Origin of the sequence: Biformimicrobium ophioploci (genome assembly GCF_030270605.1) — a bacterium.
In the GTDB taxonomy this organism is placed as follows: Bacteria; Pseudomonadota; Gammaproteobacteria; order Pseudomonadales; family Cellvibrionaceae; genus Biformimicrobium; species Biformimicrobium ophioploci.
Genome location: NZ_BSYJ01000002.1, coordinates 87,738 through 111,784, shown reverse-complemented (window position 1 = coordinate 111,784; position 24,047 = coordinate 87,738). Strand labels below are relative to the sequence as shown.

The following is a 24,047-nucleotide window of genomic DNA, read 5'->3' as shown; positions in this document are numbered from 1 at the left end:
ACAAGTGACTATCGCAATGTCCCTGACCCGCAAACAGCAGCGCCTGCAGCAGGAGCTGGATGCCCTGATCGAGCACCAGCCGCCGGGTAGCCGCCTGCCCGGCGAGCGCGAACTCAGCGCCAAGCTGGCAGTCTCGCGCGACACCCTGCGACGCGCATTGAAACAGCTGGAGGAGCGCCACCGGATCGAAATCCGCCAGGGTGCGGGCATATTCGTGCGCGCCCGCCCCCTGGCGAGTCAATTGAAACTGATGTCCTTCAGCGAGGAGATGCAGCAGCAGGGCCTGACCCCATCGAGCCAGTTGCTCGCCGGCGAAATAGTCCAGGCCGATGTAAAACTGGCGGGAAAACTACAGGTCGCGCCCGGTGCGGAGTTGTTGCGGGTGCGGCGCCTGCGTCTCGCCAACGACACGCCGGTCGCCATCGAACAGGTTTACCTGCCGCGCGTGCATTTCCCGGGGCTGGCGCCCTCGGAGCTGGCTTCCGGCTCGCTGTACGAACTGCTTTACGATCAATACGAAATCACCGCGGAGCAGGCCGCCCAGCAAATCAGTGCCACGGTTGTCGATGACGAGGAAGCTGCACTGCTCGACGTAGCGCCATTCAGTCCTGCCCTGCTGGCGGAGCGCACTGTCAGCGACGAGCAGGGACGTATCATCGAATTTGCGAAGAGCCTGTACCGCGCTGACAAATACCGCTTTAACGTCCTGGTCCAGCGTCAGGGCACACGACTCGCGCCGGCTTACGAACAATGACAGACAAGAAAACAGAACACGCGAACACCTCGCAGCTGCGTGCAATCGATACAAGAATTCGCAGCGGCCTGATCGTTTCGTGCCAGCCGGTTGACCACGGCCCCATGGATAACGACCAGACCGTGGTACAACTCGCGCAGGCCGCACTGGCAGGCGGTGCTGATGGCGTGCGTATCGAAGGCGCCATGCGCGTCGCCGCGGTTCGCCATACAGCGCCGCAGGCGCTGATCATCGGCATCGTTAAGCGCGACCTGGAAAACAGCCCCGTGCGCATTTCCCCGCTGCGCGAGGATGTCATGGCGCTGGCCAAGGCTGGAGCAGATATCATTGCGGTGGATGCGACACGGCGCCCGCGGCCGGTACCGGTTCTGGACCTGATCGGGATGATCAATGGGTACGGCAAAATTGCCATGGCGGACTGCAGCTGCGCGCAAGACGCAGCCGCTGCATACGCGGCCGGCGCCGCAATTATCGGCACCACCCTTTCAGGCTATACCGGCGGGCCTGTGCCGCAGGAGCCGGACTATACGCTGCTGCGACAACTTGCAGGCACCTATCCACGGGTCATGGCGGAAGGCCGCTTCAATACGCCCGCGCAATGCACGCGGGCACGCACACTCGGCGCCTGGGCGGTGACCGTGGGCACGGCCATCACCCGCACGGAAGTGGTTACCGGCTGGTTTTCACAGGCGCTCGGTGTGAGCGCGGAACTGGCCCCGGAGCAGGCCGGGACCTGAAGCCGTCAGGCTGGCAGCGCGGTAGCGGCCTGCCCCTGCAACTTGCGCCGCTGCCTGAGCCAGCGCGACTGCTGCACAAGGATGCGCTTGCTTGCCGCCAGCACTGAAAGCCCCCGGTCCGCTTTACCGTTACGGCCGATCTCCTCGAGCTGGCAGTAATACCAGTACTGCAGGGAAAACGCGGACAGCGAGCGCATGGCGTTGCTGCGGTTGAGGAACTGCAGCCATCCAGGGAGCAACGCCACCGAATCTTCGAAGCGCTCCAGCTCTTCCTCACCATCGAGCAGGCGCGCAGGTGCGTCCGGCACCAGGCACAGCGGCCGGCCGAGGCCGACCATATCCGCACTGCCACTCTCGATGGCGCGCTCCATCACGGCACGCTGGCGGAAGCCGCCGGTCACCATCAACGGGATGTTGACCTTCTCCTGCATCGCCAGGGCAAAGTCGACGAAGTAAGCTTCACGTTTTGCCGTAGACTCTGCGACGTGCTGTTTCTCTTCCGCCTCGATACCCTGCACACCGAGCAGCTTGGGCTGTTCATAGGTGCCACCGGAGATTTCCACCAGATCGACACCGGCCTGCTCCAGCCACTGCACCACCTGCTGGCTGTCCTCGAAATCGAAACCGCCCTTCTGGAAGTCGGCACTGTTCAGCTTTACCGCCAGCGGCACCTGGGGGCCGATGGCGGCGCGCACGGCAGAGACTATCTGCAGCAACAGGCGCGCGCGGTTCTCCAGCGAACCGCCATAAATATCGGTGCGCTGGTTGCTGCGCGGGCTGAGGAACTGGGACACCAGATAACCGTGGGCACCATGCACCTGCACACCGGTAAAACCGGCCGCTACAACGGCCTTTGCCGCGATGGCGAAGCGCTGCACGATATCCTCGATCTCCGCGATTTCCAGCGGCTGCGGCATGCCAAACTGACCGCCGGGCAGCTTCACCTTGACCGCAGATGGCGCCTTTGGTGACGGGTTGACGTTCTTCTGGGTCTGGCGACCCGCGTGACTGATCTGCGCCCAAAAATGGTTGCCGTTACGGGTGGCCGCGGCTGCCCACTGTGCAAGCGCCGCACGCAGCTCTGCATCCGGCTCACCCTGGATAATGACATTGCCGGGACGCTCAAGGTGATCGCCGTCAACCTGGATATTGCCGGACAATAACAGGCCCGCACCACCATCTGACCAGGCGCCATACAGGTTTGCCAGAGCTTCAGTCGGGCGCCCAAGAGGATCCGCCAGGCCTTCGGTCATGGCGGCCTTGCAAATGCGATTCGGAATTACCGCACCGCACGGAAGCGTAAGGGATTGGGCTAAGGGGGAACTCACTTCAAGCCTCCAGATTTATTATTTTGTTGTCGTTGGGCAGACAAACCACGTGCGCCGTCCCAATAAAAAACCGCCCGCAGGCGGTTTTTTCATTAATGATTCTGCGCTTAACGCACTTCCTCGCCATGCGCCTGCTTGTCGGCATGATAGGAGGAACGTACCAGCGGGCCGCAGGCCGCGTGTTTGAAACCCAGCTCCTCGGCCATCAGGCGATATTCCTCGAACTCGTCCGGGTGCACGAAGCGCTGCACCGGCAGGTGCTCCTTACTCGGCTGCAGGTACTGGCCAATAGTGAGCATATCTATGTCGTGCTCGCGCATATCGCGCAGTACTTCGAAGATCTCTTCCTTGGTTTCGCCAAGGCCTACCATCAGACCGGACTTGGTCAACACGTCCGGGCGACGCGCCTTGTATTCTTTCAGCAGTTTCAGCGACCACTTGTAATTGGCACCAGGACGCGATTCACGGTAGAGACGCGGCACCGTTTCCAGGTTGTGGTTGAACACATCCGGAGCGGTCTCCTCAAGGACATCCAGCGCCACGTCCATGCGCCCGCGGAAGTCCGGGGTCAGGATCTCTACCTGCAGGTTCGGGGACAGGGCACGCGACTCACGGATGCAGTCGGCAAAGTGCTGTGCACCGCCATCGCGCAGGTCGTCGCGGTCAACCGAAGTGATCACCACATAACGCAGGCTCATGGCGGCGATGGCCTCGGCCAGGTGGCGCGGCTCTTCCGGGTCCAGCGGGTTCGGCTTGCCATGGCCCACGTCGCAGAAGGGGCAGCGACGGGTGCAGATGTCGCCCATGATCATAAAGGTCGCGGTACCGCCACTGAAACACTCACCCAGGTTCGGGCAGCTGGCTTCCTCGCACACGGTCGACAGTTTCTGCGAGCGCAGGATCTTCTTGATGCGATCGACTTCCTTGGAGGCAGGCACGCGCACGCGAATCCAGTCCGGCTTGCGCTGCACCTGATCGGTGGCAATCACCTTTACCGGGATGCGCTCTACCTTGTCGCCATCGCGCAGCTTTTCACCCTGCTCGATACGGCGGGTGCGTTTTACCGGGACAATTTCCGGAGCGGCCTTTTCACCGCTGCCCGAAGTAGTTTGATCAGTCATGGAGTCCATTTCTTTCCAGTTATGCGCGCCGTCTGGCGTTACGCAAAAATTTCTTCAGAGGGCTGCTCTTGCAGCTCACCCAGGTCCAGCTCTTCGGCCAGCGCCGCGAGGAATACCTCGGCAGCATCGCGCCATGCCGGCGCCTGCTCGAGTACCTGGCCCATATGCACCATCTGCATGCCGGCATAGCCGCACGGATTGATCCGCAGGAAAGGCCCGAGGTCCATATCGATATTGATGGCGATTCCGTGGAAGCTGCAGCCGTGACGTACACGCAGGCCCAGCGAGGCAATCTTGGACCCGGCCAGCGGGCCGTCGGTCAGGTAGACCCCCGGCGCGTCTGCGCGGGGTGCTGCGGCAATACCATAGTGCGCCATCAGCCGCACTGTGGCCCTCTCCAGGCCAGTCACCAGGTCGCGCACACCGAGATTGCGCCGGCGCAGGTCGATCAGCGGGTAGACCACCATCTGGCCCGGACCGTGGTAGGTCACCTGGCCGCCACGATCCACCTGAACCACCGGGATATCTCCGGTGGCCAGCAGGTGCTCTGCCTTGCCGGCCTGGCCCTGCGTAAATACCGGCGGGTGCTCCACGCACCAGAGCTCATCGGCACTGTGCTCGTCGCGCTGGTCGGTATAGTCGGCCATGGCACGCCACACCGGCTCGTAATCACGCAGCCCCAGCTGCCTAACGGTCACGCTCATCAGATCACCATATGCACGTCTTTGTGACTGCGCAGTTCAACATGCAGTGCTTCCAGCTGATCCACGCCCGTGGCCGTGATAAAGAAAGTCACGGACATAAAGCGCCCCTTGCTGCTCTCGCGCACGGTAATGCGCTCCACATCCAGGTCGGCAACGTGCTTATGCATCACCGAGACCACGTATTCATGCACGTGCTCGCCGCTGTTGCACATCACCTTGACTGGGTAGTCCTCACAGGGAAACTCGATCTTTGGTGCTTCTTGCTCGCTCATCAACGGGTACCGGCTGTTGAAATGTTGCGCATTATAGCGCCAGAAGCGGGGCAGGTGTAGCTTCCGCAAATGGCTGCGGCGCGCCCATTAACATTATTTATGGCGCCATAAGCGCCCCGAATCCATGGAAAGGTAAAAAAGGCGGGAAACCCCGCCACTGCTATAGCGGCGGGGTTCAGATTCAGGCAAACAGGCCCATGACGAAGCGCTTGATGTGGTCCCAGATGCGCTTGAAGAAGCCACCCTCCTCCACCGCTTCTGCAGCGACTGCGGGCACCTCGGCGATGGTGGTGCCATCGAGCTGCACCACAACCTTGCCAACCTGCTGGCCCTTGGTCAGCGGCGCTTCCAGCTCGCCGTCCATCACCAGCTCCGCCTTGAGCTTGTCTTCCCCGCCGCGCGGGATGGTGGCAAACACGTCTTCGGAAACGGCAATTTCCACCTGGTCCGCTGCACCGAACCAAACCGGCTCGGTTTGCAGCACGTCGCCACTGCCATACACCTTGTGGGTCTGGAAATAACGGAAGCCATAGGTCAGCAGTTTCTGGGATTCGGAGGCACGTTTTTCATCACTCTTGGTGCCGGTCACCACCGCGATCAGTCGCATACCGCGCTTCACGGCGGAGGATACCAGGCAGTAGCCCGCTTCCTCGGTGTGGCCGGTCTTGATCCCGTCTACGGAGTTATCACGCCACAGCAGGCGATTGCGGTTGGGCTGGTTGATACCATTGAAATTGAAATATTTCTCGGAGTAGATCTTGTAGTGCTCCGGATGATCACGGATCAGCGCGCGCCCCAGTGTCGCGAGGTCGCGGGCCGTGGTCAGGTGCCCTTCCGCCGGCCAGCCGGTAGAGTTCTTGAAGTGGGTATCCTGCATGCCCAGCAGTTCGGCCTGCTGGTTCATCACATCGACAAAGGCATCTTCGCTGCCCGCAACATGCTCTGCCAGCGCCACACTGGCATCGTTGCCGGACTGGATGATGACGCCGCGTAGCAAATCGCTGACTTTCACCCGGTCCCCCACCTTGACGAACATCTTGGAGCCACCCATGCGCCAGGCTTTTTCAGAGATACGCACCTCGTCGTCCATCTTGACGCTGCCGTTGCCGATCTCGTCGGAGACGATGTAGCTGGTCATCATCTTGGTGAGACTGGCCGGCGGAATCTGTTTGTCCGCATCGTATTCGATCAGGACCTGGCCGGTATGCGCATCCATCAGCAGGTAGGCAGTGGCAGCAAGCTGCGGCGGCGCCGGGATCAGCGCCTGAGCCTGTACCAGGACGGAAAAACACATCGTGAAACAGGTGATGAGAAAGCGATTGAGCATGGTTATCTCTCTGGATTCCGAAATTCGAGTAAAAGCTTTTTATATATTTGTGCAGGCAGTATTACCCGCCCGGCGCCATGCCGGTTCAGGCATAGCGTTTAGTCATGGACAACCTGGGCACGACCAAAGTTTCGCGCCAGCAGCTCATTCTGTATCTCTGCGAGGTGCTCGAAGCGCTGGATCGGCCCGATGCGAACCCGGTACAGGCGCTTGCCCGCACTGCTGACAGGGTCAATGGCAACGGGGTAAATAAAGATCTCTTCCAGCTTGCGCTGGATCTCGGCCGCTTTCTGCTTGCTGCCATAGGCACCAACCTGCAACCGGGTAGTCGGCTGCAGCTTAAAGCTAGCATCTTCCGGCAGGGAATTCGCGCCGGCATGGGAATTTGACGCGACTTTGCCGGCAAAATCATCCGGATTGAGCGCCACGACCTCCACCCGCGCCGTTCCACTCTCGAGCATGCCAAGTTTTTGTGCGGCGGTATAACTCAGGTCGATGACACGACCGTCCACAAACGGCCCCCGGTCGTTCAGACGCACGATGATATTGCGGCCGTTCTCGAGGTTGGTCACCTGCACATAGCTGGGAATCGGCAGTGTCTTGTGTGCGCCTGACAGCGCGTACATGTTGTACACCTCACCATTGGCGGTACGACGACCGTGGAACTTGGTGCCATACCAGGAGGCATAGCCCTGTTCGCGGTAACCATCGACACCATCGCGGATGCGGTAGGTCTTGCCTTTCACGGTATAGGGAGATTTGTTGCCCGCCCGGGTACGCGGTTCATGAATTGGTGTCAGTGACGGTGCGGCGGTCATGTCGACACGCTTTGCCGGATAGCCATCCTTGAGCTGGTCAAAGGTTGGTTGTGGTGCGGCACAGGCAGCCAGCAGGCCGGCCAGGACCACTGACGACAGTCTGAAAATGCTTTTCATGATTATTCTGAGGATCCCCGAAACCCGCGCCAAGGTGGCAGCAGGCCTGTTTGTTTTTATGCGCGACGCGAGTTGCTTATTTTTAAGGATCGGGGATTAGAAATAAAGGGGCTTGGAGCAGGAACCGGCGGATGTGTGACCCGCCTTCAAAACGGCAGGGCTCCAGAACGGTGAACGGGTAATCCCTGCTCAAAACGGCAGGGCCCCGAAACGGTGAATGGGTGACCCGTCCTCAAAACGGCAGAGGGCTGCAATGTTTCTCAGACGGGTCTCCCATCCACCTGTACACCGCAATAGCCCATATACAACTTGAAAAGACGAAAACGGGAAATCTAGAAAGCGTAAGTGGCGAAGCGCTGGCTAGGCAAAAACCGGCGAAGGAGCGGAGTTTACCGGGAGTAAATGAGCATCCTGAGCCGGGTTTTAACGCCGCCAGCGCGAGTAAACTAGCTTTCCCCTCTAGTTAGTCCTTACCGCCACGGGCACTAATTATCTCCTGCCCCAGATCGTACGCCGCCATAGCATAGCGCCGGCTGTGGTTATAGCGGGTAATGGTGTAGAAGTTCTGCAACGCGAACCAGTACTGGATATCGTCCTCCCCTACCAACTTGAACACATTGGCTTTCGCTGAGTCCTTCACCGGCGCGTGGGTGATCCAGCCGCGTTTCTTGAGTTCGCCAACGGTCCACCTGAGCTTGAGGGACTTGTTCACCAGGCTCATGTCTGCCTTGGGACCCTTTTCCGCCAATACGGCCACCAGGCCATCGCGTACCCAGCCGTGACGCTTGAAGTAGTTGGCCACAGAGCCGATGGCATCGGTGGGGTTGTTCCAGATGTCGGCTTTGCCGTCACCGTCGAAGTCGATGGCGTAGCCGCGATAGCTCGAGGGCATAAACTGCCCGTAACCCATGGCACCTGCGTAGGAGCCCTTGGGCTCACGCGGGTCCACTTCCTGGTCGCGGGTCAGCAGGAGGAAGTTTTCCAGTTCCTTGGAGAAGAACTTGGAGCGACGCGGGTAATCGAATGCCAGGGTAGACAGCGCGTCCAGTACACGGTAACTGCCCATGTTGCGACCGTAACCGGTTTCGATGCCGATGATGGCCACCACCATTTCCGGCGGCACGCCGTATTTCTCCTCGGCCTCGCGCAGCGCTTTTTCGTTTTCTTCCCAGAAGGTCACGCCGCCCTGGATGCGGCGGTTGCTGATAAACAGTTTGCGGTACTGGTGCCACTCGAGCGCTTTCTCGGCGGGGCGCTGCATGGCCTTGAGGATGGATTCTTTCTTGCGCGCGCTGCCCATCAGGTCCATGAGGTCATCGCGATCAAAGCCGTGCTTCTTGACCATCTGCTCCACGAAGGCCTTGGCCGCGGCGTTTTCACCGTAGTTGGGGTCTTCCGCGGCACAGGCTGCCAGGGTAAATCCCAGCCCCATCAGGAGTGCCGTGGTCCATTTCAAAATTACTGCTCCCATGCTATTCGCCACCACTTATTGTTCCTCTTGCCGCCAGCCGCTCGGCTGTTGATTCGGTGCGGCCAGTTTACTGACCACAGGCTTTTGAATGATTGTAAGGCGCCAGGTTTCGGGTCCCGACTTTGCCGCGACTGTGACTATATCGTCAAGCGTCGCTGCTCAGTGGCCACCGCCATCAGGATGCCAAAACCCGCCATGAGCGTGATCACCGAGGTGCCCCCGTGGCTGACCAGCGGAAGGGGTACACCGACAACCGGCAGGAGACCGGTCACCATGCCAATGTTCACGAAGATATAGACAAAGAAAGTCAGCGTAATACTCCCCGCAAGCAAACGACCGAACACCGTTTGTGCGACGAAGCTGATATAGATGCCACGCGCGACGATCAGCACATAGAGCAAAAGTAGCAGCAGAACACCGCGCAGGCCCCACTCTTCCGCCAAAACTGCAATGATGAAGTCGGTGTGGCTTTCCGGCAGGAAGTCCAGTTGCGACTGGGTCCCGGCCATATAGCCCTTGCCGGTGAGGCCACCGGAGCCGATCGCCGCCTTGGACTGGAAGATATTCCAGCCGGCGCCGAGGCGGTCCGCGTCCGGGTCAAACAGGGTCATGATGCGCTGCTTCTGGTAGTCGCGCAGACCCCATTGCCAGATCGGCCAGGCCGCCAGCAACAGCATGCCCACGGCGCTGCCGATCATTTTCCAGCTTAGGCCGGACAGGTACAGCGCGAAAATCCCCGAGGCCGCAATCAGGATGGAGGTGCCGAGGTCCGGCTGGCGCACAATCAGCGCTGCCGGCACGGCGATGATCAACAGGGTCGTGAATACGGTCAGGAAGCCCGGCGGCAGACTGCGTTTATGCAGGAAGGCCGCCACCGCAATCGGCACCGCGAGCTTCAGCGCCTCGGAAGGCTGGAAACGGAAACCGCCGACTTCAAGCCAGCGCTGCGCACCCTTGGCGCCCACACCCACGAACAGCACCGCCACCAGCATGGCCGTACCAAGCAGGTAGAACCAGGGCGACCAGCGCCGGTAGATATCCAGTGGTACCTGCGCCGCAACAAAAAAAGTGACGAACGCCAGCACCATAAACACGGACTGACGCTTGACGTAGTGCAGCTCGTCGCCCGCAGCGCTGTAGAGGATGGTCAGGCCGAAAGCGGCCAGCGCCATCAGCAACAGCAGCAGCGGCAGATCGATATGCAGGCGTCGCCAGACACTGGCGGGGCGGCGCAACTCACTGCCCATGCCGGGCAGGCGGCGCATGAAATCCCGTTTAGCCATCGGGCGCCACTCCCTCACCTGTCGGGTTAAAAACCACTTCATCCAGTGGCCGCGACAGCCATTCGTTCAGCACTTCACGCGCGACCGGCGCCGCAACGGCACCCCCGCCTTCGCCATTTTCCACAATCACCGCCACCGCAATCTGCGGGCTTTCCACCGGCGCGTAGGCGATAAACAGCGCGTGGTCGCGCATGCGTTCCTTCAGCGCCTCCGAGTCGTAACGTGCGCCCTGGGCAATACCCACCACCTGCGCGGTACCCGACTTGCCCGCAACCCTGAACGGCAGGCCGGCACCGGCCTTCTTGCCGGTACCATTGGTGGCATACACCACAGATTCCATACCCTGGATGACGGTATCCCAGTTTGCCGCGCTGGCCTCGATATGTCCGATCTGTTCGGTTGGCAGTTCCTGCCCGCCAATCGCCATCACTACCTGCGGCCGCATCAGCTTGCCGCGGGTAGCCATGGCAGCAGTCATGGTGGCGAGCTGCAGCGGCGTTGCCAGCACATCCCCCTGCCCCAGCACCGCGTTGAGGCTGTCGCCCGGGAACCAGGGCAGGCCACGGCGACCGCGCTTCCATTCGCGCGAAGGGAACAGGCCGCTCTTCTCGCCAGGCAGGTCAATCCCGGTGCGCGAACCCAGCCCGAACTGGATCGCGGTGGCATTCATGCCGTCGATACCCCAGCGCGCCGCCAGGTCCCAGAAATAGACATCGCAGCTTTCCGCCAGGGCCTGGTCCAGGTCCACTTTCTTGCCGTGACCGGTGCGCTTCCAGTCGCGATAGATACGCGGGTCATTCGGCAGCTTGTAGAAGCCCGGGTCCTTGATGGTGGTTTCCGCAGTGATATGACCGGCTTCCAGGCCGCCGAGGCCCAGCATCGGCTTGAGGGTCGAACCGGGCGGATACTGGCCGCGCAGCGCACGGTTGAACAGGGGCAGGTCGAGAGATTCGTTCAGCGCCTTGTAATCGGCGAAACTGATACCGGTGACGAACAGGTTCGGGTCGTAACTGGGCGTGCTGACAAACGCCAGCACACCGCCGGTTTCCACATCCACCGCCACCACGGCTCCGCGGCGGTCGGCAAGGGCATCGGCAGCCACCTGCTGCAGGCGCGTATCCAGGTAGAGCGTTAGCTCCGCGCCCGGGCTCGGGTCGGTGCGCTCCAGCACCCGCAGCACGCGACCGCGCGCATTGGTTTCCACGTTCTCAAAGCCCACCCTGCCCAGCAGCAGGTCCTCGTAAGACTTCTCCAGGCCCAGCTTGCCAATACTGTTGGTACCGAGATAGCTCTGCACCTGCTCCTGGGTAAAAGCACTCAGCTCGCGTTCGTTAATACGGCCAACATACCCCACGCTATGGGCAAACAGCGGGCCATAGGGGTAATAGCGCACCAGCTCTGCATCCACGGAGACCCCGGGCAGGCGAAATTCATTCACGGAAATGCGCGCGATTTCCTGCTCGGTCAGGCGAAAACGCAGGGGCACGGCCTCGAACGGGCGGCGGCGCTGCAGGCGGCGCTGGAATTTCTGCACATCTGCGTCGTCGAGGCGCACCAGGCGCCCTACCAGCTCGAGGGTGTCATCGAGGTTCTTCACCCGCTCGCGCACCAGTGTCAGCGTGTAGCTGGCGCGGTTGTCCGCCAGCAGTTCACCGTTGCGGTCGTAAATCAGGCCACGAGTGGGCGCCACCGCGCGGCGCTGGATGCGGTTCTTGTCGGACTGGGTGCGATAGTCGTCGTAGTGCACCACCTGCAGGTTATAGAAGCGCGCCACCAGCACCCCGAGCAGCAGCGCCACCCCCAGGATCGCCACCAGCATGCGGTTGCGAAACAGGCGCTGTTCAATCAGGTGGTCCTTGATGCGCAGGGAATCTGACATGTCTCCGCGGTGGCTTTCTACAGCTGCTTGGCAATGGTGGAATGGGCCGGGAGCCGCGCCATCTGGCGGCTAAACACTCCCCGGGGCAATTGCGGCAGTGTACACATTTCCGGCGCGGAGCACAGTACCGGTGCCGCATTGGCGACAGAGGAAACTGCAATGCGAATTACTTGTGGTATGGATGGCCGGCGAGGACGGTATGGGCGCGGTAGATCTGCTCGGCCAGCAGCACCCGCACCAGCGGGTGCGGCAGGGTCAGGTTGGACAGCGACCAGCGCTGCGAGGCCTTTGCCAGACAGTCCGGTGCCAGCCCGTCCGGGCCACCCACCAGCAGGCTGACGTTGGTACCCAGCTGCTGCCAATTGGCCAGTTGTTCGGCCAGCTGCTCGGTACTCCAGGGCTTGCCCTTCACATCCAGTGCGACCACGTGGTCCCGGCCGCCCTTGGCGAGGGCCGCCAGCATGGCCTCGCCCTCTTTCTCAATGGCCTTGGCCGTCTGCCCGGGAGAGTTCTTCTGCCCGCGGTGGCCGAGCGGCAACTCCACCACTTCAAGGGACAGTTCTCGCGGCAGGCGCTTGGCGTACTCGGCATAGCCGGCGTCGACCCAAGCCGGCATCTTGCCGCCCACAGCGAGAATGCGGATTTTCACGGCGGGATTACGCCTCAGGCTCGCGCGGCTCCTGACGGCTTGCGGGCTCCATGGACCAGAGTTTTTCCAGGTCGTAGAAGCTGCGCACCTCGGGCTGCATCACGTGCACCACGACGTCGCCGTAGTCCACCAGCACCCACTCGCCGCCTTCCATACCCTCGACTCCGATAGGACGGTGGCCGTGCTTCTTGCCTTCCTCGATCACATTGTCGGCCAGGGATTTTACCTGCCGGTTGGAGGTACCACTGCAGATCACCAGGGTGTCCATCACATCGCTCAGGGCCTGTACATCGATTGCGACGATGTCCCTGCCCTTGATGTCTTCCAGGGCTTCGATAACGGTTTGCTTCAGTTCAGTCATATCTAATTTCGTATTCAGTAACGGGCGCTTACGGCGCCTTGTAGAGCCGCTGCTCACTAATGTATTGCCAGACGCGCTCGGGCAGAAGGTAGCGCGGACTGCGGCCCTCGCGCACCAGCGCGCGGATGCGGGTGGACGAGATGGGCAACAGGGTCTGCTCCAGCACCAGCAGCCGTCCGGCGGGCTCTGCGGCCAGCTGCGCCGCGCTGCCGGCGGCCTGCACAATCAGCTCGGCCACGGCACCTTCCGCCGGCAACCGCCAGCCGGGCCGCGATACTGCCACTATGTGCGTCAATTGCAAGAGTTCCTGCCAGCGATACCAGCTATCCAGCTTGACCAGAGAGTCTAGACCCATGCAGAACACCAGCGGGCGGGCCGGCCCCAGTTCCGCGCGGATTTCTGCCAGGGTGTCGTAACTGTAGGACGGACCGGCGCGGCGCAGCTCGCGGTCATCCACCGCGAGGCCCGGGCACTGCTCTGTGGCGAGGCGCAGCATTTCGAGGCGGTGTTGCGCGCTGACGCCGGGCTCTTCCTTGTGCGGCGGCAGGCTGCAGGGCAGCAGCCGCATTTCGTCGAAGTCCAGGGTTTCGCGCAGTTCCAGCGCCATGCGCAGGTGACCGAAGTGCACCGGGTTGAAGGTGCCGCCGAATATACCGATGGGGCCGTTGCTCGCTGCGGTCATCCCGGCAGCCCGTTACTCGCGTATCTGGCCATCGCCGAACACTACCCACTTCTGCGAGGTAAGCCCCTCGAGGCCAACCGGGCCGCGGGCGTGGATTTTGTCGGTGCTGATACCGATTTCCGCGCCGAGACCGTATTCGAAGCCATCGGCGAAACGGGTGGAGGCATTCACCATCACCGAGCTGGAGTCGACCGCCGCCAGGAATCGGCGCGCGCGGCTGTAATCCTCGGTTACGATGGCCTCGGTATGGCCGGAGCTGTAACTGGCGATATGGTCCATGGCGGCATCCATATCGGCGACGATGCGGATGGACAGCACCGGCGCCAGGTATTCCGTGTGCCAGTCCTGCTCGGTGGCCGCCAGGCTCCCGGGAATGATCACCCGGGTGCGGGCACAGCCGCGCAGCTCCACGCCGGCCGTACGGTAATCTTCCGCCAGGCGCGGCAACACGTCTTTCGCCACCCCTTCGGCAACCAGCAGGGTCTCCATCGCGTTGCAGACGCCATAGCGGTGTGTCTTGGCATTCAGGGCAATCTGGTGGGCCTTCTCAAGATCTGCCTTGTCATCGATATAAACGTGACAGATACCGTCGAGGTGCTTGATCACCGGCATGCGCGCCTCGCGGCTGACCCGCTCGATTAACCCGCGGCCACCGCGCGGCACCAGCACATCCACATATTTGTCCATGGTGAGCAACGCGCCCACGGCAGCGCGGTTAGCGGTCTCGATCACCTGCACAGCAGTTTCCGGCAGGCCGGCTGCGGCGAGGCCGCGGCGAATACAGGCCGCAATGGCACTGTTGGAGTTCAGTGCCTCACTGCCGCCACGCAGGATTGCGGCGTTGCCGGACTTCAGGCACAGGCTGGCGGCATCCACGGTCACATTCGGGCGCGATTCATAAATGATGCCCACCACACCGAGCGGCACCCGCATGCGTCCGAGCTGGATGCCACTGGGGCGGTACTTAAGTTCAGAGACTTCACCGACAGGATCCGGCAGCGCGGCAACCTGCTGCAGCCCCTCGATCATGGCATCCACACGCGCCTGGGTCAGCAGTAACCGGTCCAGCAATGCGCTGTCCAGCCCCTTGGCTTCGCCGGCATCCATATCGATACGGTTGGCAGCAATGATTTCAGCCCGGTGCGCGTCGATTTCCGCAGCGATACAGGTCAGCGCCTGGTTCTTCGCGCTGGAGTCGGCCAGCGCCATGACGCGACTCGCACTGCGCGCGGCCTGCCCCATCCTGTCCAGATCGGTTGTCGCGTTGCGCGTCGACTTGCGAGAAATGATTTTTTTCAAAACGGTGCTATCCATGCAACCCACCCCTAAAAACAAAAAATAACTGATTACAGGACTGCCATTGTACGGTAAAAACGCGCACTGTCGCCGGACTCAGCGCAAGCTTCAGTCCACCGCCCAGCGCTTTACGCTCTCGGCAATGCGCGCAATGCGCTCCAGCGGCGTGGCCATGGCGAGCAGATCCTCGCGTTCGGCGTCATCCAGTGGCAGAAGCTGCGCCAGTTGCCAGGACAGGGCGTTGGCGCTCTCCACGGGCTCAAACCCCAGGTGCATCATCGCCGCATGCGTCTTGAGTTCCTCAAGCAGTGCTACCAGCCCGTCACAATCCTCCGGTACCGGCTCAATTTGCTCCGGTGGTAACCACTCCACCTCGGCGTACAGCAAACCGTCTTCTTCGGGCTCGGTTTGCAGAATGCGAAAACGGCGATGGCCACTCACCGCAATATTGAGCAGGCCGCCCTCGCCCTGGCTCCAGTCCACAATCTCCACCAAGAGGCCATACGGCCAGACATCGGCAGACCCGCCAACCTCACGCCCACTGCGGATCAGCGCAATACCAAAGCCCTCCCCAGCGCGCATGGATTCGCTGACCAGGCGCAGGTAACGCTGCTCGAAGATACGCAACGGCAGGGTCACCCCCGGAAACAGGGCGGTACGTAGCGGAAACAGGGGAATTCTGGTCACTGCCTCTCCGTATTTGATGTGGCTTTCCTCTGGACAATGATAATCCCGACAGAGCATCTATAGTTTGCAGAAGTGTCATTAAATTTGCGGGCCCATTATGCGTTGGCGAAAAGGCAGGCGAAGCAGCAATATCGAGGACAGGCGTGGCGAGAAGGCCCCGGGCGGACTCGGTATGGGGCGCGGCAACCTGATTGCCCTGCTGCCGCTGCTGTTCCGCTTCAAGAGCGGCTGGCTGATCCTGCTGGTGCTTGGCGGCCTGTGGTTTTTCAAGAGCGGCGGCTTCGGCAACCTGTTCGGCCCCCAGCACGCGGACACGGCCGCAACCGGGGAAACTGCGGGCAAGCCCGGTGCGCCTGCGGGCCCCACCGATGAGGTGGCCGACTTCGTCTCCGTGATACTTGCGGATACCGAAGACACCTGGGGATCGCTATTCAAAGCGGCGGGCTCCGGCTACCGCGCCCCCACACTGGTTCTGTACGACGACCGGGTAATGTCTGCCTGCGGCCTGAATTCCGCCGCTGTGGGGCCGTTTTACTGCCCGGGTGATGCGAAGGTTTACCTGGATCTCGATTTTCTCGGGGAGCTGCGCAAGATGGGCGCCCCCGGCGACTTTGCCTTCGCCTACGTAATTGCCCATGAAATCGGCCACCATGTGCAGAACCTGCTCGGCACCTCGGCCAAGGTGCAGCAGATGCGGATGCGCGCGGATAAAGCCACCGGCAACCGCCTGTCCGTGATGCTGGAACTGCAGGCCGACTGCTTTGCCGGTGTGTGGGCACACCATGCACAGCGCCAACGCCAGATTCTGGAACCCGGTGACCTGGAGGAAGGCCTACGCGCCGCCACCGCGGTGGGCGACGACACCATCATGCGGCGCATGGGCCGCGGCGTAATGCCGGATGCGTTTACCCACGGCAGTGCCGAACAGCGCAGCTTCTGGTTTCGCAAGGGCCTGGCAAGCGGTGACGTGAACCAGTGCGATACCTTTGCGGCCATGGCGGGGCTCAAACTCTGAGTCCCGGACCTGATATCTAAACCTGATACCCAGACCTGATACTATGGCCACAACTTTTACCTGAACCAAATTTTGGGAGAGCAAAATGTCCAGTGCCAGTGCACGCCACATTCTGGTGGCAACCGAAAAGCAGTGTAATGAGCTGAAGCAGCAGATCGCCGACGGTGCGGATTTTGCGGAAGTCGCGAAGCAGTACTCCAACTGCCCGTCCGGCCGCCAGGGCGGCGACCTGGGCGAGTTTGCCAAGGGTATGATGGTGCCGGAATTCGACGAGGTGGTATTTTCCAAAGACAGCGAAATCGGCGCGGTACAGGGGCCGGTAAAAACGCAGTTCGGCTATCACCTGGTGGAAGTGACCAGTCGCAACGACTGACTTCATGACAGACATTTTGGCGGCAGCGCGACAGGGTATCGTTTTCAAAAACGCATAAACACATCCATGTGGCTCCGTTCGCGACGTCCCTGTCGCAACGGTTTTGAAAACCACACCCTGGCGCGCTACCTTCGCATCAAGAGCCGCGCACCAGGCAGTACTAGCAGCCCTGGTGCTGCTCCTCCACAGCCACCCTCTCCTGCTCCATCTGTTTTTCCGGCTCCGCCTCTGCGGACGCTTCCGGCCCCAGCGGCTTGAATACCAGTAACAGCTTCGGCAGCAGCGTGAGCGAGCCCAGCAGCGCGGCACTCATTGCCAGCGCGGTCAGCAGGCCAAAGTAGATCGACGGCACAAACTTGGACAGCGCCAGGATCGAGAAGCCCACAATGATGGTGATGGCGGTGTAGAACATGGCACGCCCGATAGATGCGTGGCTGCGGTGCATGGTGGCCAGGTAATTGCGATCCTTGGCGAATTCGGCGCGGAAGCGATAGATGTAGTGAATCGCGTGGTCCACACCGATTCCCACGGTAATCGCCGCAATGGTAATGGTCATCATGTCCAGCGGGATTCCCGCAAGGCCCATGCCACCCAGTACCACACAGGCTGCGAGGATATTCGGCAGCAGCGCGATCAATGCCAGCGACAGCGAGCGGAACAGGATCAGGAACATGCCGAGGATGCCAAGGAAGACCGCCGCCAGGGTCAGGATCTGGGACTTGAACAGGCTCTGCAGCATGTTGTTATACAGCACCAGCATACCGGTGAACTGTACATCCTCTTCCGCGAAGCCGACTTCGTTGACCGCATAATTGCGGATACGCTCGATCAGCTCCACCCGGCGCAGGTTCGGGTCGGTTTCCATCACGCGCAGGCTGATGCGGGTCTGGTTGATCTCCGGCGACAGGTACGGGTCGACCAGTACTGCGTTGATGTCGTCCGGCAGGCTCTGGCGCGCGACAGCCAGCTCGAAGTCATTGAGCGAGCCATCGTTGAGGTCGCGTGCAATCTTGTAGGTGATCGCGAGGGACTGCACCTTGCCGATTTCCGGCTGCGCCTCCAGGAAATCGTGCAGCTGTTCCAGCTGGCCGAGCCCGGCGCGGGTAAACCAGTAGGTTGCCACCGGCTCTTCCGCGGCATCGTCCGTGCCGGCATCGCCAAACGGGTCCTCTTCCTCGCCGAACTCATCGCCGCCGGCAAACGGGTCCTCCGCGGCGAACGGGTCTTCGGCTGAGAATTCGTCGGCACTGCCGTATTCCGAATCCTCGATACCTTCACCGAACGCACCGAAGTCCTCTTCCGCCTCTTCCGGCGCACGATTGATGACGATATCCAGCGGCGTGGTGCCACCGAGGCGCTGGTCGATCACCGACATACCCTGGTAGATCTCGGTGGACTCATCGAAGTAATCGATAAAGCGGTTTTCCACTTTCAGCTGGGAAATGCCCACGGCACTCAGCAGCGCAGCGATAAAGGCCACCAGCAATACCAGACTGCCGTTGCGCTCGGTAAATTCGGAAAAGCGCAGGGTAAACGCGTGGGAACTATCCGCACGGTGGTTGACCTGGCGCTTCGGCAGCAGCATGACACCGGCCGGAATCATCAGGAAAGCCAGCACCAGTGCCAGGCCCACCCCCATGGTCATCATCCAGCCAAAATCGATCACCGGACGGATACCACTCACCACCAGGGAGGTGAAAGCCGCAGCGGTGGTCAACGCAGTGTACAGGCAGGGCCGCGCCATAAAGCGCACGGTTTCCAGCGCCAGGGTGCGTTTGTCCCAGTCCTGGTTTTCCGCCAGGAACTCGCGGTAACGTACCGCCAGGTGAATGGTGATGGCGAGGGTGATAATCAGCAGCAGCGCCACAAAGTTGGAGGAGATTACGGTCAGGCGCCAGTCGAGCCAGCTGAGCAGACCCAGCATCAGCACCACACTCAGCACACAGGTTGTCAGTGGTAGCAGCACCCAGCGCAGCTGGCGGAAGATCAGCGCCAGGGTCAGGATGATAAACAGCACGATGCCCGCGCCGAACACCACCAGATCACTCTGGATAAACGCGATCATATCCGCAGTAATCATGGTTACGCCGCCGAGGAACAGCTCGGCTTCGCCGCGATAGTTGTCGAGGATGGCACGCACCTCTGACACACGCTCCCGTGCCTGCGCATCCGCTGCGGTGCGGTGCGTCAGGTATTCCGCTGAAACAGTATCGAGTCGCTGTTGCTGCGCTTCATCCAGGCCTTCACTACTCTTCTGGCGACGCAATTCATTGCGCTCGCGTACCAGTGCCAGCCCGGTTTCATCGATGTCCAGGTTCACCAGCAGTGCGGTCGTTTGGCCGTCCTCACTGAGGATCAGCTCGCGATACAGCGGACTCTCCAGGAACTCCGTGCGTGCCAGGTCCCTGTCTGTGTCTTCCGTTTCCAGGGTGCGCACATTGCTGGAAAGTTCCGAGTAACTGGGCTTGGGGCTGTACAGCAGCGGCACATCGAGAATGCTCTGCACGCTGGTGACTCCCGGCAGCTCCGCCAGCTCGTCACTCAGGCGGCGGATACTGGACAGCGCCTCGTCGCTCATCAGATCCACACCGCGCGATCGATAGGTCACCACCAGGAAATCGCCGCTGTCATAGCGCTCGTAAATCTCGCGGTAGTAGTCCACCGAGGTATCGGACTCCAGGGTGAGGCTGTCGGCGGACGCGTCAAGCTTGAAACGCGGCAGGCCGGCAATCGCAGCGATGGTCAGTAATGCCAGCACACCCAGCACCCAGCCCGGATGCGCGGTAACCAGGTTTTCGTAAGCCGCCTGCAGGCGCTTGAAGAGTCTTGTAAAAATAACCATTCGGTCAGGAAAATCCTTATTGTGAAATCTTTTCGGCGGCCTGGCGGCGCCTATTCTTCGCCCCACTTGGGCAATAGCTTCTGCGCGAGCCCGAGCTGGTCGAGGATACGCGCCACTACAAAGTCCACCATGTCTGCCACCGTCTTCGGACGCTGGTAGAAGCCGGGACTGGCCGGGATCATGACCGCCCCCATGCGGGTCAGCTTCAGCATGTTCTCCAGGTGAATTTCTGACATCGGCGCCTCACGCGGCACCAGGATCAGCTGGCGGCGCTCCTTGAGGGCCACATCTGCGGCGCGCTCGATCAGGTTGTTGGAAGCCCCGCAGGCCACCGCCGACAGGGTGCCGCCACTGGCCGGGCAGATCACGGTGCTGACCGGGCTGCTGCTGCCAGAGGCGACCGGGGAAAACCAGTCCTTCGCCGTGAACCACTGCAGCTGGCCGTCCCGGTGCGGAAAGTGCCCGGCAAAAAACGCCGGCCAGTCCGCCTTGTCTTCCGGCAGCTCGTAATCGGTCTCGGTGCTGATCACGATACGCGCGGCATCGCTGACCAGCAGCCACACCCGGCAATCGGCCGCCAGCAGGCACTGCAACAGGCGCAGGCCGTACTGGGCACCCGAGGCGCCGGTAATGGCCAGGGTGACGGTTTTTTCGAATTGATTGTCAGGCAAGGCTAACGGCCCCCGGAACGCAAATTGGCAGCCATTCTACCGCTGTGCGAGCGCCGCGAGAATCTTCTGGTGTATTCCGCCGAAGCCGCCGTTGCTCATCACCACCACATGGGCGCCGGATTCCGCCAGCTGCGCGACGGTTTCCACCGCGCCTTCGATGGTATTGACGATCTTGGCCGGCACATTGGACTGGTGCACAACGCTGTCGAGTGACCAGTCCATGCCGTCCGGCTGGTACCAGAGCACCACGTCGGCACCGGCACAGGATTGCGCCAGCCGATCCTGGTGGATTCCCATTCGCATGGTGTTGGAGCGCGGCTCGATCAGGGCAATAACCCGGTCGCTGCCGACTTTAGCGCGCAACCCATCCAGAGTCGTGGCAATTGCGGTGGGATGATGGGCAAAATCGTCGTATACATGGACACCCGCCACTTCGCCCAGGCATTCCATGCGCCGCTTGACGCCAGTGAAGGTGCCGAGTGCCGCGGCCGCCACGGCCGGATCCACCCCGACATGGCGTGCCGCTGCCATGGCCGCAAGCCCGTTACGCACACTGTGCAGGCCGGTCTGCTGCCACTCCACCGTGGCCATTTTTTCATCGCGGAACAGTACGTCGAAGCGGCTTGCATCGGTGTTGATTCCGACCGCGCACCAGTCACCGACGCGGGCGCCGCCATTTTCGAGCCCGAAGCGCTGCACCTCGGTCCAGCGCCCCATTTCCAGCACCGATTCCAGGTTTTCTTCCGCCGAGGACACGATCAGGCCGCTGCCGGGCACCGTGCGGACCAGGTGATGGAACTGTTTCTTGATCGCCGCCAGGTCGTCGAATATATCGGCGTGGTCAAATTCCAGGTTATTGAGGATCAGGGTGCGCGGGCGGTAGTGCACAAACTTGGAGCGCTTGTCGAAGAAGGCGGTGTCGTATTCGTCCGCCTCCACCACGAAAAACGGGGTATCACCGAGACGTGCGGACACGCCAAAGTTATCCGGCACCCCGCCAATCAGGAACCCGGGCGCCATGCCGGCCTCTTCCAGGATCCACGCCAGCATGCTCGCGGTGGTGGTCTTGCCGTGGGTACCGGCCACTGCCAGCACCCAGCGCTCGCCGAGGAAATGGTCGCACAGCCACTGCGCGCCGGAGGTATAGGGCAGCCCCTTGTCCAGCACCGCCTCTACCGCCGGATTACCGCGTGACAGGGCATTGCCGATGATCACCAGGTCCGGCGCTGGATCCAGCTGCTCCGGGTCATACCCCTCGGTCAGGGCGATGCCCGCGCGCTCCAACTGGGTGCTCATCGGGGGGTACACGTTGGCGTCACTGCCGGTCACCTTGTGGCCTTCGGCAACCGCCAGTTGCGCAAGGCTGCCCATAAAGGTGCCGCAGATGCCAAGAATATGGATATGCATGCTGATCTGGATAATTTATTGCAGGTAATGGCTGCAGTTTACCACGCAGTGGCCGCTTCACCCGTGATCCAGGCCGCGCCGGCTGGGCTTTTGCCAGCCCATCCTTTAGACTGCGCGCCAAATTTGACACTCAACCCGCTCAGGCAGGACAGGCGTTCTAACCCGGGTCCAAAACACAAGTGGCGATCCCTCTTGCGGCCCCCTCCTCTGCCCACCTGCCCCCGAAACTGACAGGTCCAGCATGTCCAAGAAAAACGCGTTCTACGCCCAGTCCGGCGGCGTTACGGCAGTCATCAACGCCTCCGCCTGCGGTGTCATCCAGACCGCCAGCCAGTACCCGGAACAGATTGGCAAGGTTTACGCCGGCCTGAACGGTATTGTCGGCGCGCTGCGCGAGGAACTGATCGACGTCAGCCAGGAGAGCGAGGAGACTATCGCCGCACTGCGCCACACGCCGTCCGGCGCATTCGGCTCCTGCCGCTACAAGCTCAAGAGCCTGGAGCAGAACCGCGCCGAGTACGAGCGCCTGATCGAAGTATTCAAGGCGCACGACATCGGTTACTTCTTCTATAACGGCGGTGGCGATTCCGCCGATACCTGCCTGAAGATCTCCCAGCTGTCGGAGAAGATGGGCTACCCGATCCAGGCCATCCACGTACCCAAGACTGTGGACAATGACCTGCCCCTGACCGACAACTGCCCGGGCTTCGGCTCCGTGGCCAAGTATGTGGCGGTTTCCACCAAGGAAGCGGCCCTGGATGTGGCCTCCATGTGTGCCACGTCCACCAAGGTCTTCATCGTCGAGGTCATGGGCCGCCACGCCGGCTGGATCGCCGCAGCGGGCGCACTGGCGCAGGAACAGGAAGGCGATGCGCCACATATCATCCTGTTCCCGGAAATCGCCTTTGATAAAGAGAAATTCCTGGCCAAGGTGCAGGACACTGTCGAGCAGCACGGCTTCTGCGTGATCGTCGCCTCCGAGGGCGCCCAGTATGCCGATGGCACCTTCCTGGCCGATGCCGGCACCACCGACGCCTTCGGCCACAAGCAGCTGGGCGGCGTGGCGCCGACCCTGGCCACCATGATTCGCTCCGAACTGGGCTTCAAATACCACTGGGCACTGGCGGATTACCTGCAGCGCGCCGCGCGCCATATCGCCTCCGCCACCGATGTGGAGCAGGCCTATGCCGTGGGCAAGGCCGCCGTGGAAGCGGCGATTGCCGGCAAGAATGCAATCATGCCGACCATCGTGCGCGAACAGGGCGATGAGTACCGCTGGCACATCGGCGAGGCGCCGCTGGATCAGGTGGCCAACGTCGAGAAGATGATGCCGCGCGAATACATCAGCGAAGATGGCTTTGGTATTACCGACGCCGGCCGCGCCTACCTGGCGCCGCTGATCCAGGGTGAGGACTACCCGCCATATGCAAACGGCATCCCGCGCTACGCGCGCCTGAAGAAAGCGATGGTAGAGAAGAAGCTGGCTGACACTTTCGAGATCTGAAGCTCTGGCCAACTTTTGACCAGTAATACCAACTGAATCCCGCAAGACCCCGCCACCACTGGCATTAGCCGGTGGTGGGCCTTATAATCCGCGCTCCCGATTTTCCCTTCCAGGCTTTAGAACTAGGAATACCCATGAGCTATAACGACATCCCTGCAGGCAAGGACCTGCCGAACGACATCAACGTCATCATCGAGATCCCGGCCAACCACGACCCGATCAAGTACGAAGTGGACAAGGACGCGGACGCGATTTTTGTGGATCGTTTTGTAGCTACCCCGATGTTCTACCCGGCCAACTACGGCTACATCCCGCAGACCCTGTCTGAAGACGGCGACCCGGTAGACGTGCTGGTGGTTTCCCCGTATCCGGTCATGCCGGGTTCCGTAATCCGCTCCCGCGTTGTGGGCGTGCTGAACATGTCCGACGAGTCCGGCGTTGATGCCAAGCTGCTGGCGGTACCGCACACCAAGCTGACCAAGCTGTACGACGACGTGAACGAAATCGAAGACCTGCCGGAGCTGCTGGTCAAGCAGATCGTGCACTACTTCGAAAACTACAAGGCACTGGAAGCCGGCAAGTGGGTGAAGGTAGACGGCTGGGCCGACGCCGAAGCCGCGCGCAAGGAAATCATGGCCTCCCGCGAGCGCTACCTGAAAGAAGAAGGCTAAGCCCTTCTTTGCAGGCCCCGACCTACGGGCGCCAACAAAAAAAACCGGCTTCGCGCCGGTTTTTTTATGCCTGCCTGT

Annotated in this window: 23 protein-coding genes; 6 read left to right on the top strand and 17 right to left on the bottom strand. The window is 61.4% G+C overall.

The window, feature by feature from the left end; translation table 11 throughout:
- Positions 1–16: 16 nt before the first annotated feature.
- Positions 17–754, top strand: a complete 738-nt coding sequence (locus QSJ80_RS03945) for a GntR family transcriptional regulator (protein WP_285762989.1) — start codon at positions 17–19, stop codon at positions 752–754.
- A complete protein-coding gene (locus QSJ80_RS03940) occupies positions 751–1,491 on the top strand; it encodes an N-acetylmannosamine-6-phosphate 2-epimerase (protein WP_285762988.1) in 741 nt (246 codons plus the stop codon). The genes QSJ80_RS03945 and QSJ80_RS03940 overlap by 4 nt, the downstream gene beginning before the upstream one ends.
- 5 nt (positions 1,492–1,496) lie before the next feature.
- Here the strand turns inward: QSJ80_RS03940 and QSJ80_RS03935 are convergent, their stop codons facing one another.
- From QSJ80_RS03935 to QSJ80_RS03870, 14 genes are all read right to left on the bottom strand, one after another.
- Positions 1,497–2,819 carry an NADH:flavin oxidoreductase/NADH oxidase family protein gene (locus tag QSJ80_RS03935; protein WP_285762987.1) on the bottom strand — a complete coding sequence of 441 codons (1,323 nt, stop codon included), beginning with the start codon at positions 2,817–2,819 and terminating at the stop codon, positions 1,497–1,499.
- Between the two features lie 107 nt (positions 2,820–2,926).
- A complete protein-coding gene (gene lipA / locus QSJ80_RS03930; RefSeq protein WP_434219163.1) occupies positions 2,927–3,949 on the bottom strand; it encodes a lipoyl synthase in 1,023 nt (340 codons plus the stop codon).
- A 29-nt stretch (positions 3,950–3,978) separates the two neighbouring features.
- The gene (gene lipB, locus QSJ80_RS03925) at positions 3,979–4,644 is read right to left on the bottom strand and encodes a lipoyl(octanoyl) transferase LipB (RefSeq protein WP_285762985.1); all 666 of its coding nucleotides are present in this window, start codon (positions 4,642–4,644) and stop codon (positions 3,979–3,981) included.
- Positions 4,644–4,916 carry a YbeD family protein gene (locus QSJ80_RS03920; protein WP_285762984.1) on the bottom strand — a complete coding sequence of 91 codons (273 nt, stop codon included), beginning with the start codon at positions 4,914–4,916 and terminating at the stop codon, positions 4,644–4,646. The genes lipB and QSJ80_RS03920 overlap by 1 nt, the downstream gene beginning before the upstream one ends.
- Positions 4,917–5,097: 181 nt before the next feature.
- Positions 5,098–6,243, bottom strand: a complete 1,146-nt coding sequence (locus tag QSJ80_RS03915; RefSeq protein ID WP_285762983.1) for a D-alanyl-D-alanine carboxypeptidase family protein — start codon at positions 6,241–6,243, stop codon at positions 5,098–5,100.
- Between the two features lie 98 nt (positions 6,244–6,341).
- Complete coding sequence (locus QSJ80_RS03910; protein ID WP_285762982.1) at positions 6,342–7,178, bottom strand: septal ring lytic transglycosylase RlpA family protein; 837 nt, start codon at positions 7,176–7,178, stop codon at positions 6,342–6,344.
- Between the two features lie 463 nt (positions 7,179–7,641).
- Positions 7,642–8,649: a lytic murein transglycosylase B gene (gene mltB, locus QSJ80_RS03905; protein WP_285762981.1), complete on the bottom strand. Its 1,008-nt coding sequence runs from the start codon at positions 8,647–8,649 to the stop codon at positions 7,642–7,644.
- A gap of 137 nt (positions 8,650–8,786) precedes the next feature.
- Positions 8,787–9,932 carry a rod shape-determining protein RodA gene (rodA, locus tag QSJ80_RS03900; RefSeq protein ID WP_285762980.1) on the bottom strand — a complete coding sequence of 382 codons (1,146 nt, stop codon included), beginning with the start codon at positions 9,930–9,932 and terminating at the stop codon, positions 8,787–8,789.
- Positions 9,925–11,811: a penicillin-binding protein 2 gene (gene mrdA, locus QSJ80_RS03895; RefSeq protein WP_285762979.1), complete on the bottom strand. Its 1,887-nt coding sequence runs from the start codon at positions 11,809–11,811 to the stop codon at positions 9,925–9,927. Before mrdA ends, rodA begins: the two co-directional genes overlap by 8 nt.
- A gap of 166 nt (positions 11,812–11,977) precedes the next feature.
- Positions 11,978–12,460 carry a 23S rRNA (pseudouridine(1915)-N(3))-methyltransferase RlmH gene (rlmH, locus tag QSJ80_RS03890; RefSeq protein WP_285762978.1) on the bottom strand — a complete coding sequence of 161 codons (483 nt, stop codon included), beginning with the start codon at positions 12,458–12,460 and terminating at the stop codon, positions 11,978–11,980.
- A gap of 7 nt (positions 12,461–12,467) precedes the next feature.
- Positions 12,468–12,821 carry a ribosome silencing factor gene (gene rsfS, locus QSJ80_RS03885; RefSeq protein WP_285762977.1) on the bottom strand — a complete coding sequence of 118 codons (354 nt, stop codon included), beginning with the start codon at positions 12,819–12,821 and terminating at the stop codon, positions 12,468–12,470.
- 28 nt (positions 12,822–12,849) lie between these two features.
- Positions 12,850–13,503 carry a nicotinate-nucleotide adenylyltransferase gene (gene nadD, locus QSJ80_RS03880; protein ID WP_285762976.1) on the bottom strand — a complete coding sequence of 218 codons (654 nt, stop codon included), beginning with the start codon at positions 13,501–13,503 and terminating at the stop codon, positions 12,850–12,852.
- Positions 13,504–13,515: 12 nt separating this feature from the next.
- Positions 13,516–14,817 carry a glutamate-5-semialdehyde dehydrogenase gene (locus tag QSJ80_RS03875; RefSeq protein WP_285762975.1) on the bottom strand — a complete coding sequence of 434 codons (1,302 nt, stop codon included), beginning with the start codon at positions 14,815–14,817 and terminating at the stop codon, positions 13,516–13,518.
- A 90-nt stretch (positions 14,818–14,907) separates the two neighbouring features.
- Complete coding sequence (locus tag QSJ80_RS03870) at positions 14,908–15,486, bottom strand: LON peptidase substrate-binding domain-containing protein (RefSeq protein ID WP_285762974.1); 579 nt, start codon at positions 15,484–15,486, stop codon at positions 14,908–14,910.
- A 97-nt stretch (positions 15,487–15,583) separates the two neighbouring features.
- On the opposite strand from QSJ80_RS03870, the gene ypfJ reads away from it, so the two are divergent.
- Positions 15,584–16,501 (top strand): KPN_02809 family neutral zinc metallopeptidase, encoded by a 918-nt coding sequence (gene ypfJ / locus QSJ80_RS03865; RefSeq protein ID WP_285762973.1) that lies wholly within the window; start codon positions 15,584–15,586, stop codon positions 16,499–16,501.
- A gap of 85 nt (positions 16,502–16,586) precedes the next feature.
- Positions 16,587–16,874 carry a peptidylprolyl isomerase gene (locus tag QSJ80_RS03860; protein WP_285762972.1) on the top strand — a complete coding sequence of 96 codons (288 nt, stop codon included), beginning with the start codon at positions 16,587–16,589 and terminating at the stop codon, positions 16,872–16,874.
- Between the two features lie 160 nt (positions 16,875–17,034).
- Here the strand turns inward: QSJ80_RS03860 and QSJ80_RS03855 are convergent, their stop codons facing one another.
- From QSJ80_RS03855 to mpl, 3 genes are read right to left on the bottom strand one after another with little or no spacing between them, the layout of a single operon-like run.
- Positions 17,035–19,716 (bottom strand): efflux RND transporter permease subunit, encoded by a 2,682-nt coding sequence (locus tag QSJ80_RS03855; protein WP_285762971.1) that lies wholly within the window; start codon positions 19,714–19,716, stop codon positions 17,035–17,037.
- A 50-nt stretch (positions 19,717–19,766) separates the two neighbouring features.
- On the bottom strand, positions 19,767–20,387 hold the full coding sequence (locus QSJ80_RS03850; protein ID WP_285762970.1) for a flavin prenyltransferase UbiX: 621 nt from the start codon (positions 20,385–20,387) through the stop codon (positions 19,767–19,769).
- A 36-nt stretch (positions 20,388–20,423) separates the two neighbouring features.
- On the bottom strand, positions 20,424–21,794 hold the full coding sequence (gene mpl / locus QSJ80_RS03845) for a UDP-N-acetylmuramate:L-alanyl-gamma-D-glutamyl-meso-diaminopimelate ligase (RefSeq protein WP_285762969.1): 1,371 nt from the start codon (positions 21,792–21,794) through the stop codon (positions 20,424–20,426).
- Positions 21,795–22,035: 241 nt separating this feature from the next.
- On the opposite strand from mpl, the gene QSJ80_RS03840 reads away from it, so the two are divergent.
- Together QSJ80_RS03840 and ppa are read left to right on the top strand one after the other, a co-directional pair.
- Positions 22,036–23,298 (top strand): 6-phosphofructokinase, encoded by a 1,263-nt coding sequence (locus QSJ80_RS03840; RefSeq protein ID WP_285762968.1) that lies wholly within the window; start codon positions 22,036–22,038, stop codon positions 23,296–23,298.
- Positions 23,299–23,432: 134 nt separating this feature from the next.
- The gene (ppa, locus tag QSJ80_RS03835) at positions 23,433–23,969 is read left to right on the top strand and encodes an inorganic diphosphatase (protein WP_285762967.1); all 537 of its coding nucleotides are present in this window, start codon (positions 23,433–23,435) and stop codon (positions 23,967–23,969) included.
- The last annotated feature ends 78 nt before the right edge of the window (positions 23,970–24,047 follow it).

Coding starts and splice junctions, on each gene's coding strand:
- QSJ80_RS03945 (WP_285762989.1), top strand. CDS start 17: ATGTCCCTGACCCGCAAACAGCAGCGCCTGCAGCAGGAGCTGGATGCC.
- QSJ80_RS03940 (WP_285762988.1), top strand. CDS start 751: ATGACAGACAAGAAAACAGAACACGCGAACACCTCGCAGCTGCGTGCA.
- lipA (WP_434219163.1), bottom strand. CDS start 3,949: ATGGACTCCATGACTGATCAAACTACTTCGGGCAGCGGTGAAAAGGCC.
- lipB (WP_285762985.1), bottom strand. CDS start 4,644: ATGAGCGTGACCGTTAGGCAGCTGGGGCTGCGTGATTACGAGCCGGTG.
- QSJ80_RS03920 (WP_285762984.1), bottom strand. CDS start 4,916: ATGAGCGAGCAAGAAGCACCAAAGATCGAGTTTCCCTGTGAGGACTAC.
- QSJ80_RS03915 (WP_285762983.1), bottom strand. CDS start 6,243: ATGCTCAATCGCTTTCTCATCACCTGTTTCACGATGTGTTTTTCCGTC.
- QSJ80_RS03910 (WP_285762982.1), bottom strand. CDS start 7,178: ATGAAAAGCATTTTCAGACTGTCGTCAGTGGTCCTGGCCGGCCTGCTG.
- mltB (WP_285762981.1), bottom strand. CDS start 8,649: ATGGGAGCAGTAATTTTGAAATGGACCACGGCACTCCTGATGGGGCTG.
- rodA (WP_285762980.1), bottom strand. CDS start 9,932: ATGGCTAAACGGGATTTCATGCGCCGCCTGCCCGGCATGGGCAGTGAG.
- mrdA (WP_285762979.1), bottom strand. CDS start 11,811: ATGTCAGATTCCCTGCGCATCAAGGACCACCTGATTGAACAGCGCCTG.
- rsfS (WP_285762977.1), bottom strand. CDS start 12,821: ATGACTGAACTGAAGCAAACCGTTATCGAAGCCCTGGAAGACATCAAG.
- nadD (WP_285762976.1), bottom strand. CDS start 13,503: ATGACCGCAGCGAGCAACGGCCCCATCGGTATATTCGGCGGCACCTTC.
- QSJ80_RS03875 (WP_285762975.1), bottom strand. CDS start 14,817: ATGGATAGCACCGTTTTGAAAAAAATCATTTCTCGCAAGTCGACGCGC.
- ypfJ (WP_285762973.1), top strand. CDS start 15,584: ATGCGTTGGCGAAAAGGCAGGCGAAGCAGCAATATCGAGGACAGGCGT.
- QSJ80_RS03860 (WP_285762972.1), top strand. CDS start 16,587: ATGTCCAGTGCCAGTGCACGCCACATTCTGGTGGCAACCGAAAAGCAG.
- QSJ80_RS03855 (WP_285762971.1), bottom strand. CDS start 19,716: ATGGTTATTTTTACAAGACTCTTCAAGCGCCTGCAGGCGGCTTACGAA.
- mpl (WP_285762969.1), bottom strand. CDS start 21,794: ATGCATATCCATATTCTTGGCATCTGCGGCACCTTTATGGGCAGCCTT.
- QSJ80_RS03840 (WP_285762968.1), top strand. CDS start 22,036: ATGTCCAAGAAAAACGCGTTCTACGCCCAGTCCGGCGGCGTTACGGCA.
- ppa (WP_285762967.1), top strand. CDS start 23,433: ATGAGCTATAACGACATCCCTGCAGGCAAGGACCTGCCGAACGACATC.